The sequence below is a fragment of the Microcoleus sp. T3_B1 genome (assembly GCF_036700445.1).
Classification (GTDB): domain Bacteria; phylum Cyanobacteriota; class Cyanobacteriia; order Cyanobacteriales; family Microcoleaceae; genus Microcoleus.
Genome location: NZ_JAUBOX010000006.1, coordinates 70,595 through 85,228, shown reverse-complemented (window position 1 = coordinate 85,228; position 14,634 = coordinate 70,595). Strand labels below are relative to the sequence as shown.

The 14,634-nt window shown below is 45.2% G+C and carries 17 protein-coding genes and 1 pseudogene; 5 read left to right on the top strand and 13 right to left on the bottom strand.

The features are described 5' to 3' along the window. Positions 1-231: 231 nt before the first annotated feature. Positions 232-2,346 (bottom strand): FAD-dependent oxidoreductase, encoded by a 2,115-nt coding sequence (locus QT990_RS05795; protein WP_333140185.1) that lies wholly within the window; start codon positions 2,344-2,346, stop codon positions 232-234. A gap of 152 nt (positions 2,347-2,498) precedes the next feature. Between QT990_RS05795 and QT990_RS05790 the strand changes: the two genes are divergently transcribed. From QT990_RS05790 to QT990_RS05780, 3 genes are all read left to right on the top strand, one after another. Then, positions 2,499-3,020 (top strand): hypothetical protein, encoded by a 522-nt coding sequence (locus QT990_RS05790; protein ID WP_333300254.1) that lies wholly within the window; start codon positions 2,499-2,501, stop codon positions 3,018-3,020. Positions 3,021-3,111: 91 nt separating this feature from the next. Continuing rightward, on the top strand, positions 3,112-3,876 hold the full coding sequence (locus QT990_RS05785) for an aldolase/citrate lyase family protein (protein ID WP_333140189.1): 765 nt from the start codon (positions 3,112-3,114) through the stop codon (positions 3,874-3,876). A gap of 208 nt (positions 3,877-4,084) precedes the next feature. After that, entirely contained in the window at positions 4,085-4,753 is a 669-nt protein-coding gene (locus QT990_RS05780; protein WP_333140191.1) for a 2OG-Fe dioxygenase family protein, read from the top strand. Between the two features lie 324 nt (positions 4,754-5,077). Here QT990_RS05780 and QT990_RS05775 read toward each other — a convergent pair whose 3' ends face one another. The 4 genes and pseudogenes from QT990_RS05775 to QT990_RS05760 form a co-directional block, all read right to left on the bottom strand. Beyond that, positions 5,078-5,506, bottom strand: coding sequence for a hypothetical protein (locus QT990_RS05775; protein WP_333465017.1), 429 nt, complete (start codon positions 5,504-5,506; stop codon positions 5,078-5,080). A 206-nt stretch (positions 5,507-5,712) separates the two neighbouring features. Beyond that, on the bottom strand, positions 5,713-6,126 hold the full coding sequence (locus tag QT990_RS05770; RefSeq protein ID WP_333140194.1) for a nuclear transport factor 2 family protein: 414 nt from the start codon (positions 6,124-6,126) through the stop codon (positions 5,713-5,715). Positions 6,127-6,202: 76 nt separating this feature from the next. Beyond that, positions 6,203-6,694: pseudogene (locus QT990_RS05765) on the bottom strand (Uma2 family endonuclease); the annotation flags it as partial. A gap of 315 nt (positions 6,695-7,009) precedes the next feature. Continuing rightward, positions 7,010-7,393 carry a hypothetical protein gene (locus tag QT990_RS05760; protein ID WP_445252005.1) on the bottom strand — a complete coding sequence of 128 codons (384 nt, stop codon included), beginning with the start codon at positions 7,391-7,393 and terminating at the stop codon, positions 7,010-7,012. Positions 7,394-7,505: 112 nt separating this feature from the next. Between QT990_RS05760 and QT990_RS05755 the strand changes: the two genes are divergently transcribed. After that, positions 7,506-8,084: a Uma2 family endonuclease gene (locus QT990_RS05755; RefSeq protein ID WP_333140196.1), complete on the top strand. Its 579-nt coding sequence runs from the start codon at positions 7,506-7,508 to the stop codon at positions 8,082-8,084. Positions 8,085-8,307: 223 nt separating this feature from the next. Here QT990_RS05755 and QT990_RS05750 read toward each other — a convergent pair whose 3' ends face one another. From QT990_RS05750 to QT990_RS05730, 5 genes are all read right to left on the bottom strand, one after another. Beyond that, the gene (locus tag QT990_RS05750) at positions 8,308-9,126 is read right to left on the bottom strand and encodes a hypothetical protein (RefSeq protein ID WP_333307421.1); all 819 of its coding nucleotides are present in this window, start codon (positions 9,124-9,126) and stop codon (positions 8,308-8,310) included. A 416-nt stretch (positions 9,127-9,542) separates the two neighbouring features. Continuing rightward, a complete protein-coding gene (locus QT990_RS05745; RefSeq protein ID WP_333102003.1) occupies positions 9,543-9,761 on the bottom strand; it encodes a type II toxin-antitoxin system HicA family toxin in 219 nt (72 codons plus the stop codon). After that, complete coding sequence (locus QT990_RS05740; RefSeq protein ID WP_015178899.1) at positions 9,761-10,006, bottom strand: type II toxin-antitoxin system HicB family antitoxin; 246 nt, start codon at positions 10,004-10,006, stop codon at positions 9,761-9,763. Before QT990_RS05740 ends, QT990_RS05745 begins: the two co-directional genes overlap by 1 nt. A 121-nt stretch (positions 10,007-10,127) precedes the next feature. After that, positions 10,128-10,502 carry a DUF433 domain-containing protein gene (locus QT990_RS05735; protein WP_333140199.1) on the bottom strand — a complete coding sequence of 125 codons (375 nt, stop codon included), beginning with the start codon at positions 10,500-10,502 and terminating at the stop codon, positions 10,128-10,130. A 369-nt stretch (positions 10,503-10,871) separates the two neighbouring features. Next, positions 10,872-11,867, bottom strand: coding sequence for an AEC family transporter (locus QT990_RS05730; RefSeq protein WP_333465016.1), 996 nt, complete (start codon positions 11,865-11,867; stop codon positions 10,872-10,874). Positions 11,868-12,014: 147 nt separating this feature from the next. Here QT990_RS05730 and QT990_RS05725 point away from each other — a divergent pair, with 147 nt between their 5' ends. Then, entirely contained in the window at positions 12,015-12,245 is a 231-nt protein-coding gene (locus tag QT990_RS05725) for a hypothetical protein (protein WP_333465015.1), read from the top strand. On the opposite strand, the gene QT990_RS05720 is transcribed toward QT990_RS05725, so the two are convergent. The 3 genes from QT990_RS05720 to QT990_RS05710 all read right to left on the bottom strand — a co-directional run bounded on the left by QT990_RS05720 (position 12,242) and on the right by QT990_RS05710 (position 14,626). After that, complete coding sequence (locus tag QT990_RS05720; RefSeq protein WP_333038077.1) at positions 12,242-12,448, bottom strand: glycogen debranching protein; 207 nt, start codon at positions 12,446-12,448, stop codon at positions 12,242-12,244. The genes QT990_RS05725 and QT990_RS05720 overlap by 4 nt on opposite strands. Before the next feature lie 442 nt (positions 12,449-12,890). Then, positions 12,891-13,376, bottom strand: coding sequence for a GNAT family N-acetyltransferase (locus QT990_RS05715; RefSeq protein ID WP_333465014.1), 486 nt, complete (start codon positions 13,374-13,376; stop codon positions 12,891-12,893). A 176-nt stretch (positions 13,377-13,552) separates the two neighbouring features. After that, positions 13,553-14,626: an RNA polymerase sigma factor, RpoD/SigA family gene (locus tag QT990_RS05710; protein WP_333465013.1), complete on the bottom strand. Its 1,074-nt coding sequence runs from the start codon at positions 14,624-14,626 to the stop codon at positions 13,553-13,555. Positions 14,627-14,634 lie beyond the last annotated feature (8 nt).

Sequence of the window (14,634 nt, the reverse complement as noted above, 5' to 3'; positions counted from 1 at the left end):
ATCCAACTAAAGCAGTGTCTGATTGCTTCTATTGAAAGATGGATGACAAATTGCTGTTTATCAGCTATTTTGTGACTGGTTATTTTATACGGGTTAGCAGGCTCTTCTTGGTAACGAGTTAATTGTCGGGTGTCAGGAACAGGCCCGAAAGCCTGTTCCACCCTGTGCCACAAAGAGTGAATTTTATTGTAGGGCGGGCAGGATGCCGGCGCTACAGATTACCAAGTGCGATTATTTCCAATTTTGCCACGAACTATTGAAAATAGAAGTACCCGGAAAGGCGATCGGATTAGCATTTTGTTGCAACCGCAACTGCAACACTTCCAAGTTTGGCTCGCGGGACGGCAATTCGTCCACTAATTCATAAGGTAGAATCCCCTTTTCTAGGGAAAAAGCAGCCGTAACTCCCGCCGCCACACCGGCAGACCATTCAAAAGAATGCACTCGATAAGCAGCGGCCGCTGTGTGACTAACAGCAATACTTTTACCCGCCACTAACATATTGTCAATTTTCTGAGGAATCATTGCCCGCAGCGGAATTTGGAAGGGATAAGCTTGCCCTTGACCTTTGCGAGTGCCTTCCCGTTCGGTATTTCCCGGTGCTTCCGGCGGACTGTTAGTCATGCAGGGGTGAAAGTCGATCGCATAATGACCGATACCCACAGAATCAGGATAAATCGTAGCGCGCGATCGCGATTTTGTATCCTCAACAGATTGACTTCCCACAGCCAAAGCCGGCGCATTCAAACCACCCACAGCCAACCACAACTTCCGATACTCTTCCTCCGACAAATTCTCGCGATAAAAATCAGCCGTAAAGTCAGTGCGAGACATATCAACTTCCCACACCGTAAAACCTTGAGGCTGATTGAAACTCGGCCGCCCAATAATACGCCGGCCCTCCCGCATATAAGGATATTTAGAAAGTCCGTGCACCGTCCCCATCGGCGAATCCAAACCGCTCAAAAAACGATTGTTTGGATTAGGCTTTTTGACTCCCTCTCCTAGCTGCGAGTCAGTAGTTCCTGTTACCAGCCAGTAGAAAAATCCTTTGGCATTTTCCTCTCCTCTTCGCAAAGTTTCCGTTCGCAAACCGCCCATCCATCCCCCCGGTTGCAGTTGACCGGACTCTTGCAACTGCTCGCGAGTGTAAATTAAATTATCTTGAGAATTGCCGGGACGATAGTCATTGCCCCAAGTCCAGTTTTGCATCGAAATATCCCCCGGATAAATCGGGTATTGCTTCGGGTCGGAAGGTCGCTTTTGATCCGGTCTCATGCTCCTGATTTGGCGGTAGCTGAAAACTAAGGGAAAGCTCGCCAATCTCTGCAATTCGTAACTGTAGTAAGGAGCGTATTGTTGATAAAAAGACGGGACTTGATGCTGCTGCGGTTCCTTCGTTGCTTCCATCGCAAAGGTGTAGGTAAAACCTTGAGTGCAGTAAGGGTCGCCGGTGGGGCTGGCTGAGGAAGGTTCGAGAGGGGAACGCGGGTCAATTCCGAGGCGGTAGGGAACATCGGCAAGTCCGATCAATTCGCCTGTTTCAGTGGCATCTACAACGTACCAATCAGCACCCCCCCTACTGCCAGAAAGGGAGGAACTTGTGGAATTCCCCCCCCTTCTGGGGTTAGGGGGGGTTCCAGATGCTTTAGGAATAAACCGAATAATAGTTTTGTTAAATCGCGGAGAATTTTCGTAGCGATAGGCATCTTCGATAGTCTGAGAAAGAGTTTCGGTGTTGATTGGCGGGGTGTTGGGGGCGGGTTTGTGTTGAATGGCGATCGCACTTTTAATTTGTTGACCACCAACCGTATTCCCCGCCACAGCAGGAGTAATTGCTAGTTCTTTAATAACTGTATTGGGAAACCATTTCAGCGTGCCTTTGCCTTTTCTAGCGGCATCCTGCAAGATGTTAAATAGAATTTTGTGACCGTCGTAGGGCATGAAACACGAATAGCTAACCCAACAGCCTCCGGGATTTAGCCGGCCGTAATGTTCCTTGATCCGCTCCCGCAATTCTAGGTAGCCACGGGGGTAAAATAAGAGCGATCGCTGAGTATCTCTTTCATCGAGTGCGGAAGTTCCCTGGGAGGAAATTTGACCGCCTACCCAGTCAGTAATTTCAGTGAGACAAACTGTGCGCCCTGCCAGCAAACCTTCGTAAGCGGTAGCAGCGCCTGCAAGCCCGCCGCCTGCTACTAGAATGTCGCAAGTTTCTGCATTGTCTGGATTGCGACCCGGTGCGGCAAATACTGGCGAAATGTTCCCAATCGCGGAAATTATGCCGAGGGTGAGGCTAAGGATCGATCGACCTTTGAGCCAAAATAGATACTGTCGAAGTTTCATCGGAGATTGTGGAATTAATTTTGACATAGCGCGAAAAACACTCATCCCATCTAAATGTTTATTTTGCAGTATACTGGTATTTCGCGGTGTTGTCAGGGAAAACTTTTTTAGAGAAGAGGCATTAATACCAGCAACAACTATTGAACAGCCGGATGAACATTATGCTCAAAATAGTCAAATTTTTTAGGTTATTTATTCCTTTTGAGAGTTTAACAATTACCACCAGTTTGACTTATTCGGAAGTTTTACGCAGGTTGGACGAAGTTGTTACTCCTCCAAAAGTTTTTAGAATAATTATACCCTTTGGGCCGCCACCTGCGAAACCCTATGAAGGAACGATTTCTGGCAAAACCTTCAAAATCAATCGCATCATCATCGGGAGACATTTATTGTTCCCAATTATACAAGGAGATATACATACTCAACAATTCGGTTGTTCCATCAAAATTAGGATGAGTTTACATAAAACAGTTATAGGACTTCTGATTCTTTGGCTGTGGACAACTGGCAGTATTGGAATGTTTGCTTTATTTGCTTGGTTAGTAGAACCATCCGTGGGAGCCATATTTTTACCAATCTTAGGAATGTTTATTGTTGGCTGGCTTTTGTGCTTGATTCCCTTTAAGAGAGAAGCAAAAGCAGCTACAAAATTTTTGTCTATTCTGTTAACCTAAAGTAATTCATTACGACAATATTTTAGCTGTATTATTAAAAGCAATCTGGCTTCATCTGCGCTAAAAAAAACTCAATTTTCCGGGATTACCCATGCGTCAAAACCAACTGAAACAAAAAATTAAACAAGGCGAAACAGTCCTCGGTTTATTTATGAACTGCGCTTATCCCGCATTCATAGAAATATGCGGTCACGCTGGATTCGACTTTGCGGTTATCGATATGGAACACGGGCCCCTGAACCCGCTTGCTGCTGAAGATTTGTGTCGCGCCGCCGACTGCACTGGAATTGCACCGATTATTCGCGTCCGCAAAAACGACGGGCCGCAAATTCAACGAGCTCTCGACATCGGCAGTGCAGGCGTTCAAGTACCTCAAATTGAAAGCAAAATCGATGCCGAAACCGCTGTCAAAAGCGCTAAATACAGTCCTCTGGGCACGCGAGGCCTTTCCTTCGCTACGCGGGCGGGACTTTACACCGCCGCAGGTACAAATATCACCGACAAACTCAACGAAGAATCCTTAGTTGTGATTCATGTCGAAGGCAAAGCTGGCATCGACAACCTGGCAGAAATTGTTACTGTGCCAGAGGTTGACGTGATTTTTCTGGGGCCTTACGATCTGTCGCAGTCGATCGGCATTCCCGGCCAAGTCCGCGATCCCCGCGTCATCGACATGATGCAGGAGGCAGTGCAAACCATCCGCAAAGCAGGCAAAGCCGCCGGTACTTTTGCCGAAAACCCCGAAATCGCCCAGCAGTGGATTGATGCTGGCGTTCAGTACGTCGCACTTGGGGTCGATGTTGCCGTTTTCCTGCGGGCCTGTCAGTCGCTGGTGAAAGCAGTCAATCGATTTTAGATTTTAGATTTTAGATTTTAGATTTTAGATTGGGGATTTTGGATTAAAAGAAGAACCAGCCCCGGATTCATCTTGCAAGCTTTACGATATCTTTGCAATTTTTGTAGTGTCTTTTACGACACATACAAAAAACCTGCGCTAGAGTAGAAGCATACACCTCCTCCCGGCAAAATTAGGGAGGGGAGCAAGGCTTCAGGGAGTAAAATCTATGAAAACCGTATTAGAATCCATTCATTTGGATTATGCTTTCATGTTTACTTTCAAAAAAGTAAACTCGATTAAGCTAGAAGGTTTCAAGGAATTTTTTGACGATATGCCTGTCGATCCGTATGTGAAAGGTAAGTATCGTTCGAGAAGATTATCGCGGTTTGCAGTCAACGGAAATGAGTTAGTTAAGTTACCTCACGGCTATTTGTTTCAAAGCAAAACATACAATCCGCTAGTGGGTGATATCAGGCGGGAATTTGCCGAATTGGACGATCGACTAATTGCCCTCGATAATTTCAAACAGATGATTTTTGCTTTTTTCGATTCCTGCAAAATTCACCCGGAAGCTGAAATCGGCATCCATCAAATCAGGACGACTTGTTCACCAAACAATTTCGGCAACCCCGCACCGGAAGGCATTCACCAAGACGGTACTGACTTTATCGGAATTTTCTCGGTGGACAGAACTAATATTGTAGGCGGGGAAACGCATTTGTACTTGGCTAAAAGAGAGAAGCCTGTTTTTAATAAAATTCTGCATCCGGGAGAATTGCTGTTAGTTAACGACCACGAGTTTTTCCACTTTACTACGCCGATTAAACCGGAATCTGAAGGAGTGGGAACCAGGGATGTCTTTGTGCTGACTTCTCCGAGTTTGCTTACCGATTGAGGATACAGTCTGGGACGAATAACCTAATGATGTAATACCAATTTAATGTGAAGTTGCACATATCTCGATCCCCCTCGCATACCCCCTACTCCCCCTGATTGTTGGGGAGTAGGGGTTGACTTTGAGAAGAATCTTGTCCCCCCCTTAGTAGGGGCGGTGCGACCCCTACTCCCCGTGCCCGCCCTCTTGGCTAGGGGGGATCGGATTCTATGCAACCTCATAAAAAATTGGTATAAGGTGCGCGCCGCGCACCTTACTCCGATTACCCATTACTGCATCCAACATATCGCCTTTTGGTTGCGCCCCCACCCATCTCGATCGTGGTTAATGCTTGGGAAAATCGATTCCTGAAATTGATATTCCTTCCATCTTCTCCACATATCGTCCTTGAGCCGCTACACACTCTGCCATTTTTTGAGCTTGTATGGGTTGACTCCTTCGATCGGGCGAGATACCTCTATACTCCCATGTACCGCGAATGTCGCCAGAGAATGCTTTTCCATTGTTTTTTAATACTAGCTCTGTGCCAGTTGCATCAATATAGTATTTCCCATTTTCAACAGACACGCTGCTAATTGTGATAGATTCGACTCCTTTGTAGGGATTTGCAGGGCCATCAACGATCTTGATGCAGATTCTATTGTTTTGATGTGCAATCTCTCTACGGGAGTTATTGAACATTGTTCCTTGAGCGTAGTAAGCTCCTGTGGGTAGAATTGTAGACCCTTGTGGATTACTTTGAGCAGATGACAATGATGAGTTTGACAGAAGGAGAGAACTAACAATTAGTGTTTCGATCGCCAAAAATTTCATTTGCAACAAAACTCCATTAAAATTGTTTTTTAAGATTCTACACGATCGCAGATGCTCTATAAACTTCTCTAGAGTTCTTGCAAAAGTCAAATTCACCGCCCGCAAGTCCCCCCTTATTAATGCCTCTAACAACTCACCGATAAATCTTATCGAAACTTCCGTTCAGATTCTTGAATCGGAACATCATTAATGCTAGCTTCACGTCTTCGCATTAACCCATTTTCTGCAAATTCCCACTGTTCATTACCATAGGCGCGATACCAGTAGCCAGAATCATCGTGCCACTCATACTCAAATCGAACAGAAATCCGATTTTCTGTAAAACTCCACAGTTCTTTCTTTAAACGGTAATCTAGTTCCTTTCCCCATTTTCGTCTTAAAAAAGCCTTGATTTGTTCCCGTCCGCTGAAGAATTCGGCACGGTTTCGCCACTGAGAATCTTCCGTATAAGCTAAGGCTACTCGTTCTGGATCGCGGGTATTCCAGGCATCTTCAGCAGCTTGAACTTTGGCTTTAGCCGTTTCCAACGTAAAGGGCGGTAGAGGTGGTTTAGTTTCCATCAGCTTTGTTTTTTGTGATTATAAAAGATTAGGTGCGGGATGCTCGCGCTACAGAGATAGTTTTGGGACTTTGATATCAATCCTCAGCATCGGGATCGATTCCCATTGCTCGCAGTCGCTCCGCTAACTGGGTAACTTTTCGCTCTGCTTGTTCGGCTCTTTCTCGTTCTTTCTCGGTTCGAGCCCGCTCAATTTCAACTTGTTCGGAGCCAGTTAACAGCAAATTCCCCTGCGAATCCCACCACCGCAGCCAAAGCAGTTCTTGATTTTGATAGCTTCCCTGCCACAGTCCCAATTCTACATCTAGTACAGGAATCGGATAGTGACCGCGTTCGTTTGGCTCCATCCTTCGATACCCAAAATCTATCAGGTGATAGACTTCTAAATTGCCAGTTCTCATTTCATAAATACCGTAGTAAGGGATGCGGATAATTCTCTCGTACACCCAAAACTTACCGGGTTTAGTTGTTGTACCGTCGGCCGCCACAGAAAGCGGAGTACGTGAAGCGAAGCTATCCCGAAGGGAATCGCGCTCTTCCTCTCCATTACCGCTAGCAAATTCTAAAGCATTGACATACTCACCGACCTGAAGGTACGGTGATTCTTAAGCCTCGCGACTTAAGTTTCTGCTTCTTCGCAACTGCCTCCACCCTCAAAGAGTTTTGGTCTTATGTTCGCTCCACAGACTAACCCCGCAAGCCCTGCGGTTTTTACGTGTCGAATACCAAACGGAATTCTTCGTAGGTTTGATTCTAGGGTTAGACTTCCATTGCCCTATCCTATGCATCCCGGTCTACCGATTTTGCTTCGCCGCCAGCACCTCGGGCTGAACTTCGCTCGTATAGGCTGTTTGATCCATCGTCTCGGGTGGGTCGTTGACCAATTACATTCTAATATAAAGCCGTCCTAAAAGGACGGGGTTTCTACCCAAATTTGTGATGAACGGAGCCATGTGTTCCCGCCAAAGTACATAAGAACGGCGAAAACCATCGAGTGTTGCGGGTACATTCGGCACGTAAAACCAATCCGGTGCTTCTGCACCTCGCTCTGGCGGGTCAGTTTCTCGCCAGTAAATGCCGCAATCTTGCCCGATCGCATATTGTCCGTCTGGATGCAGTCGCTCTACAACAGGCCCGATCGAATCTGTCAAAATGATGCTCTGGGGATGCTCCTGAAAATTTTTCACAAATGTACCGTCTTCGTCTGGCAATTGGTTATGGTCGGGGAATGCAGGAGGCAGACCTGTAGCAGTTATTGTCTCATTCATAGCCGTTTCCGTGCAGTTATTGTTCATTGTACTGCGAAATTTTATAGCAATCTGATTTGAAACTTTAGCTAATATTCGCTAATATAAAAAAGCATCCTAAAAGGTAAGTCAGATGGTTGTCGCAATTTCTAAAGCAGGATTGGGTACAGGTGCGGCTTTCCTCTCAAACGTGACATGGGAGACTCTGGAAAAGTTGGATGCAGATTTGGCGGAAACTGGGGCGCATTTAACTTATTTGGATGGGTGTTTAGAAATTATGGCTCCTTTTTCTGAGGAACATGAAGAATCTAGAAACACTTTAGATCAGCTTTTAGAGATTTATATGCGGACGAAGAACATTCGTTTCTACGGGCGCGGCAGTACAACTATCGGGATGAAGGAGTTAGGTGCACGGAAGGAACCAGATGAGTCTTATTGTTTGGGTACGCGCAAGTCGGTTCCAGATTTGGCGATCGAAATAACAGTGACGAGTGGTGGAATTGATACGCTGGAAATCTATCGTCGGGTGGGAGTGCAGGAGGTTTGGTTTTGGGAGGATGGGGTAATTTCGGTTTATTGCTTGCGTCCAACGGGGTATGAATTGGTGAGTAAGAGCGAACCTTTGCCGGAGTTGGATTTGCGATCGATCGAGTTTTATTCGCGGATGGCGGATCAATATGATGCGGTGAATGCTTTTATGCGATCGATGTAGAAGTTGAGAAGTGCTACTATATAAACTGATTGATGCAGGTGAAGTTACAAGACACAATAAAGCCCCCTTAAGAAAACCAAACACAACAACTGCTGGCATTCAAACAAGCTTTTAATTATAAATTGATTTCTATAGGGAGTTTTTTCATTTTAGCTCCTATTTATTTCTCAAATAGAGACAAGATGAGTTTTCACATTTAGTAGATGACGAAAGAAAGGCGAGGCTATATGTATTTAATCGCTTGTTCTATTGTTGTTGCAGTTAAATTGTTTTGACTGTTATAAACAAACAAGTAATTTTTTTGGTTTCCTTGGACAAAAAATCCATTAGGCTCACGTGTTGAAGGAACAATTCGGATTTTACCTTGGAGAACCGTAGGAAGAAGGATTTCATCTTCTGTTCCAAAGTTTTTGATGCCATCTCCTATTAACCGCGAGTTTAAGTTGGCAGCAAATGAATCTGGATCTCCAGCAATGCCTACAAGTATACTGCTACCGGAGCCAGTCAAAGTATCAGATCCAGATTCTGAAGCAAGCTCGGAATTACGAGGGGCTGTGCGACCTACTCCTATTACTTCACTGCCATTAGAATAAGCAGCAACGCTATCTTGTCTTGGAATCACAGGGGTAGGGGTGGGAGTCGGAGCCGGAGCGGGTGTAGGAGTAGGCGTTGGGCTTGGTGTGGGAGTTGGAGTAGTTATAGCTTGAAGAACTCCGTTTTCGACAGAAAAGTTACCGATTAAAACATCTCCTTCTGCAGGATTGTAGTCTGGAAGTTGATCTCCTGCTTTGACATTGAAAGTATCGCTGCCATTACTCCCGTAAAGAATGTTGATACCTTCACCACCAAATATGAAATCGTCACCTTTGCCACCGTAGATGGTATCGTTACCTTCACCGCCGTAAATTGTATCGTTACCTTGATCGCCGCGGAGAAAATCATCTCCACCACCACCATACAAGATATCGTTATCTTTGCCAGCGTAAATGGTATCGTTACCACCATTGCCAGAAAGGGTATCGTTACCTTGGACACCAAAAATGATTCCAGATTATTGAATTGCGTCATTGCCGTTGGTTCCAACAATAGCGCCTTTGAACTCACCGTCTTGGATAATAGTCATTGTCGTTGTTTCCTTTTTTTGTAAAATGCCAAAACACCAACTTTTGGGTGAGTTTTTCTTGTACCTTGTTGGTTTAAATAAAACTTTTACCTAAAAAGTTATCCTAACGAGTTTTTATGCTTTTGTCAAGAAGTAAAACAAAGACATCTTTAGAATAGGTCTTTTAGTAGTAGGGTGCGTCACCTTGCCATTTTTCACCAAAACGATCGATTATCGCAGGTGACACACCTTACTTTTGTTGGTAATCAAATTGCGCTCGCCCCTCCCCTACCATCTCCAGTAGCAGAAGAAGCGCGATCGTTTTATTTAATATAATTGACAAAACCCTCTCAAGTTTAGAGGTTCTCCCAATCACTAATATCAACTTTAGCCTGTCGCAAAATCTTAGCTAAAAAGTTGGCACTGATATCACCTTGATGAGGATTGGGGATGGTAATGCGAAGGTTATCTTTCAACATGAACTGATGCCTTTTTCCCGAATAGGGGCCGTCAAATCCCAGTTGTTTCAGATAATAAATTAAGTCTCGACGTTTGACGGGTTTTAAAGGAGGCATCAGGCAACTTCCTTGGTAACTGTAAGGTCGATATTATCAAGGACAGGTAAAGGAAGTTTCAGGGTGAGACTAAGTAAAATCCAGTCTTCCAATACCTCTTGCAATTCTTCTCGACAAGCTTCGAGACTTACAGCATTTGCATAGACTCCCTCACAGATAGGAATTTCTCCGTAGAAAGTCCCATCATCAGGGAAAATTTCATACTTAGCTTGCTTCATAGCAGCTTGGATGTATTTAGTTAACATATTAAAGCAATCTCCTTTAAGGTGACAAAACGAATTGGGATGATATCAAGCCAACCTTGATTAGCAATAGAGCCAAACAAAATTATGGCCTGTCCGTTGAGATTACGATCGATCAAAAAAATTATGCTTTAGCATCAAGTTTGGCCTTAGTCGCTCGAAGTTTTTCCCAAGCAGCTTCGGTTCCTGGTTTTGGTGGCATGGCGGCTATTCTGGCAATGAGATCGCGATTTTTTTCTTCATAATACAGCCGCAATTCTTCAGCTTCCTTAAGCACCATTTGATACTCAGCTTCAACATCAGCGCGATTTGCCTCAATATAAGCTAAAGCTGCGTTAATTTGTTCCTCTGTAAGGTCAAACAATCCCTTGATAAACTTAGGCGGATATTGAGCCGTCACATAGTCCATGATGTCGTAGATGGTGATGCGCGTACCTGCGATCGACAGTCCTCTTTCTGTACGGATGATAGCTGTTTGTTCGTCGGATATGCTTGTCATGCCATAACCTCCTCGAAGTTATTTCTATATTATAATAATTATCAAAAACCTTGCAACAATCATTAGTTTTTGGTTTGTTTCCTGTTTTAGTAACACGATCCAAAATCCAAGAAACCGGGTTTCTGCGATAATTACGCATCTTTACCGAGATTTTGAAAAGAAACCCGGTTTCTGACTCCCCACAGACTCCAAGAAACCGGGTTTCTGCGATAATTTACGCATCCTTACCGAGATTTTGAGAAGAAACCCGGTTTCTAACTCCCACGCGCCCCAAAATCCAAGAAACCGGGTTTCTGCGATCGTCTTGGAATTCTCACGCCCGATTTAGTGAAGAAACCCGGTTTCTAACTCCCACGCGATCGCCCAACTTCAACTAAACCCAGCTAACCACAGCGGAAGCATCAACAGCAACCCGACAGAAGTGATGGCGATGCTGCTAGCTAACAAATCGCGATCGAGCTCGTATACTTCTGCTAAAATCAGCACCGAAAGAGCTGTGGGCGTTCCCGACATCAACACCAACACGAACCTCGGATCGCCACTCAATCCGAAATAACTAGCACCCAATCCGATTAGCACCGGCACAATTACCACTTTTAACAGCGACGGGATTAACGCCAGTTCAAAACTTTCCCATTTCTTAATAGACCTCAGCCGGATGCCAACCAGCAGCAAAGCACTGGCAATTACCACCCAAACAGCAGTCTGCAATCCCGATTCCACTGTCTCGGGCAGGGGGATGTTTCTAGTATAAAAACCAATTAAAAATGCCCACAGAGCGGGAACTGTCAGCACGTCCCGGATCTGAGTCCACCAGTGATTTTTTTGCTCGGAGTTCCCAAAATAGCTAGCAATAAATACACCGAAACAATAAGTTCCAATAACATTGTTAGTGACGCTGTACAATACAGCCCAGTTGTTGTTATCGCTGCTGATGATAGACGGGGTGATTGCTAATCCAACAAAGCCCGTATTCCCTAACATCGCAGCTAGGAGAAAACTGCCTTGGCTCGATCGCTTCAGGGAATTAAAATTTAATAAAAATAAGTTCACCAGAGAATTTTTGCCCTGAAAATAGGGCTTTTGGATGTGGGCCGCACTCAGCCTACGCAATAATACCCAAGTCAGCCAAGCACAACTCGTACTCAGAAATAACACGAATATGGCGATCGCCGGCGTGAATCCCACAGCACCCGAAAAATCGCTCTGACGGGCTAAAACTAGAATTTGCAGCGGTATCCCAATCCAGAAAAGAAAGTGGCTCAGCAGCTTGGGAAAATCAACTGGGATGTACCGAAACAGCAGCAGTCCCAAGCCCGTCCAGATAACTAGAGGGGTATAAGCGTGAAATAAGGTTTCAACCATAAAAATTTAACTTGACAATTGGAAATGCCTTTATGTATTAATAGTAATGCTAAAGTCCGTTTAAGAAATGCGAATTATCGTTAGCGGAGCCCTCGAAGAGGATCGCACTTGCACGCTTTTTCGTCCTAGCGTGTTCGTAGCACTGCTGTGCCGAAAATTTCCGCCCAAATTCCCGCACCTTCCAGGACACAATCCTCAGACTGGCCGCCCCAAATGCTTGCAGCTTTTTGCCTTCCGATTCACCAAACCTCTGTTAATTTGACCAATGTGCGATCGAGTTATCTTGCCTTTTCCGAACAGATGTCCCACGTTTTCCTGCCGTTTCGCTCTAACGGAAATACGGCGACACTAAAGCTGCTAATGACTTGCACTCATTAATTCAATTTCAAAGCATTAACAGGCACCTCATCCCAAGAACTAACAGTCCGCAAGGTAGCAACCCAGCCCTGCTGTTTTTGCTCGGCCGTCAAATTCTTCTCAAAAGATTCGTGGCAATCCTTCGCTTGAGTCTCATCGCAACAAGCAATACAAGAATAAAGAATGCCCGACGGATCGATTTGCTCGTTTACCCAAATAATCACGATCTACTCTCCCAATTAACTTAACTATTATCTAAATTTTCCTATATTTTTGTCAATTAAGTAGGTAGGTATTAATTAACCCTAGTGCGGCATTTTAGGTTAACAGGCAAGATGCCTGTTCCACACACAGGCAAGATGCCTGTTCCACACACAGGCAAGATGCCTGTTCCACAACAGATGAATTTTTTGTGGGGAGTAGGGGTTGGGCTTCTAGCCCGCCCTGAATTACGCAAGATGCCGTTCCAAACACAGGCAAGATGCCTGTTCCACAACAGATGAATTTTGGGTGGGGCGTTGCTCCTAGCCCGCCCTGAATTACGCAAGATGCCTGTTCCACTAACTAACAGGCAAGATGCCTGTTCCACACATAGGCAAGATGCCTGTTCCACAACAGATGAATTTTGGGTGGGGAGTAGGGGTTGGGCACGCGAGCCCGCCTGAATTACTTCGATGCCAAAGTTGCCAAAGACTCGCCCGCAACCCGGCAAATCCGCCAGTCGGGCATCACATCAGCACCGATACGCTTGTAAAATCCGATCGCCAATTCATTCCAATCCAAAACGCTCCATTCCAAACGCCCGCAGCCCCTTTCTACTGTCAACTGCGCTAAATAAACTATCAAAGACTTGCCAATTCCCCGCCCTCGAAACTCAGGCACCACAAACAAATCTTCCAAATAAATTCCCGGCTGAGTCAAAAAAGTAGAATAATTGTAAAAAAACAGCGCCCAGCCCACAACTCGACTCTCGCACTCGGCTAAAATCGCTTCAACAAAAGGTCGATCGCCAAACAAATGATTCTCCAAATCAACCGCATTGCCCGTAACGGCATGAGATAATTTTTCGTACTCAGCTAAAGCTTTAATCAAATCAAACAGCACCGGCACGTCGGCGCGGGTAGCTGGACGCAAAATTACCTCAGAAGACATAAATAAGTAAGTAGTACGCGACAATCAACAATTAAAAATACCACATCAAGACATTTTTAATTTGTAATTTTTAATTAATTTTTTCCACATTAAACCAGCATATTTACGGTGGCCTCGGAGTGCCACCCCACAATAATTTTAAGATTTTTCAAAATGCCAACTCAATGTTTTTTACTTTATTTCAACCAGCCCTTCAATCGTTCCGTCACTTGAGGGCGACGCAGCTTTCGCATTGCCTTATTTTGAATTTGACGGACTCGTTCGCGGGACAAATTGAACAAACTGCTGACCTCTTCTAAAGTGTAAGGTTCGCCGGTCAGCAAACCGTAACGCATAGCAACAATCTCTTTTTCCCGCTCAGTCAAAATACTGTCCAACACCTCCAAAATATCTTGGCGCATCATCATCTCATTCATCTGAGCTTCGGGAGATTGCGTCGCGTTATCTTCGAGAACATCCAAAAGTTCCGAACTTTCTTCTGAGCCGATGCGGTGGTTGAGAGACAAAGATTGCCGACGTACTTGCTGGAGGTAGCGAAGCTGTTCGCAAGTAACTTGCATTTCTCTAGCAAGTTCAGTTTCACTTGGATTGCGTTGAAGAGAACGCTTCAAATCTCGATAAACTTTTTTGAGTTTATTTAACTGTTCGACAATGTGAACAGGCAAGCGAATCGTCCGCCCTTGATTGGCAATTGTCCGGGTAATTCCTTGGCGAATCCACCAATAGGCATAGGTAGAAAACTTGTAACCCTTCTCAGGATCGAACTTTTCGGCGGCTCGATTTAAACCCAAAGCTCCTTCCTGAATTAAATCGAGAAAAGGCACGCCCCGATTAAGATAGCGTTTGGCAATCGAAACCACCAAGCGCAAATTCGAGCTGATCATTTTCCGTTTCGCCGACTGACACTGGTGGCGAAGCTGTTGCAGTTGAGTTTCGCTTATCCCCAAAGCCGCAGCGAGTTCAGCTTTTGTCGGCACTCTGTCCAATTCCTGCTGCAAACGCTGTTCAAGTTCATCCAGGGCTACCAATTCTTGAACGCGGCGCGCCAACTCTACTTCTTCGGCTGCTGTCAGTAGAGGATACCGAGCCATTTCCTTGAACAAAGCTCCCACTGGATCGTCGGCAGACCAGTTGTTGTATGCTGACGATCGAGTTACCGTCGGACGATCGATCTCGGTGTCTTCATCTTCTGTGATCGCGAACGAGGCGTCGGGTGCCACCGCAAAACTGCCTAGGTCAGATTCTGCCATATCGTGCT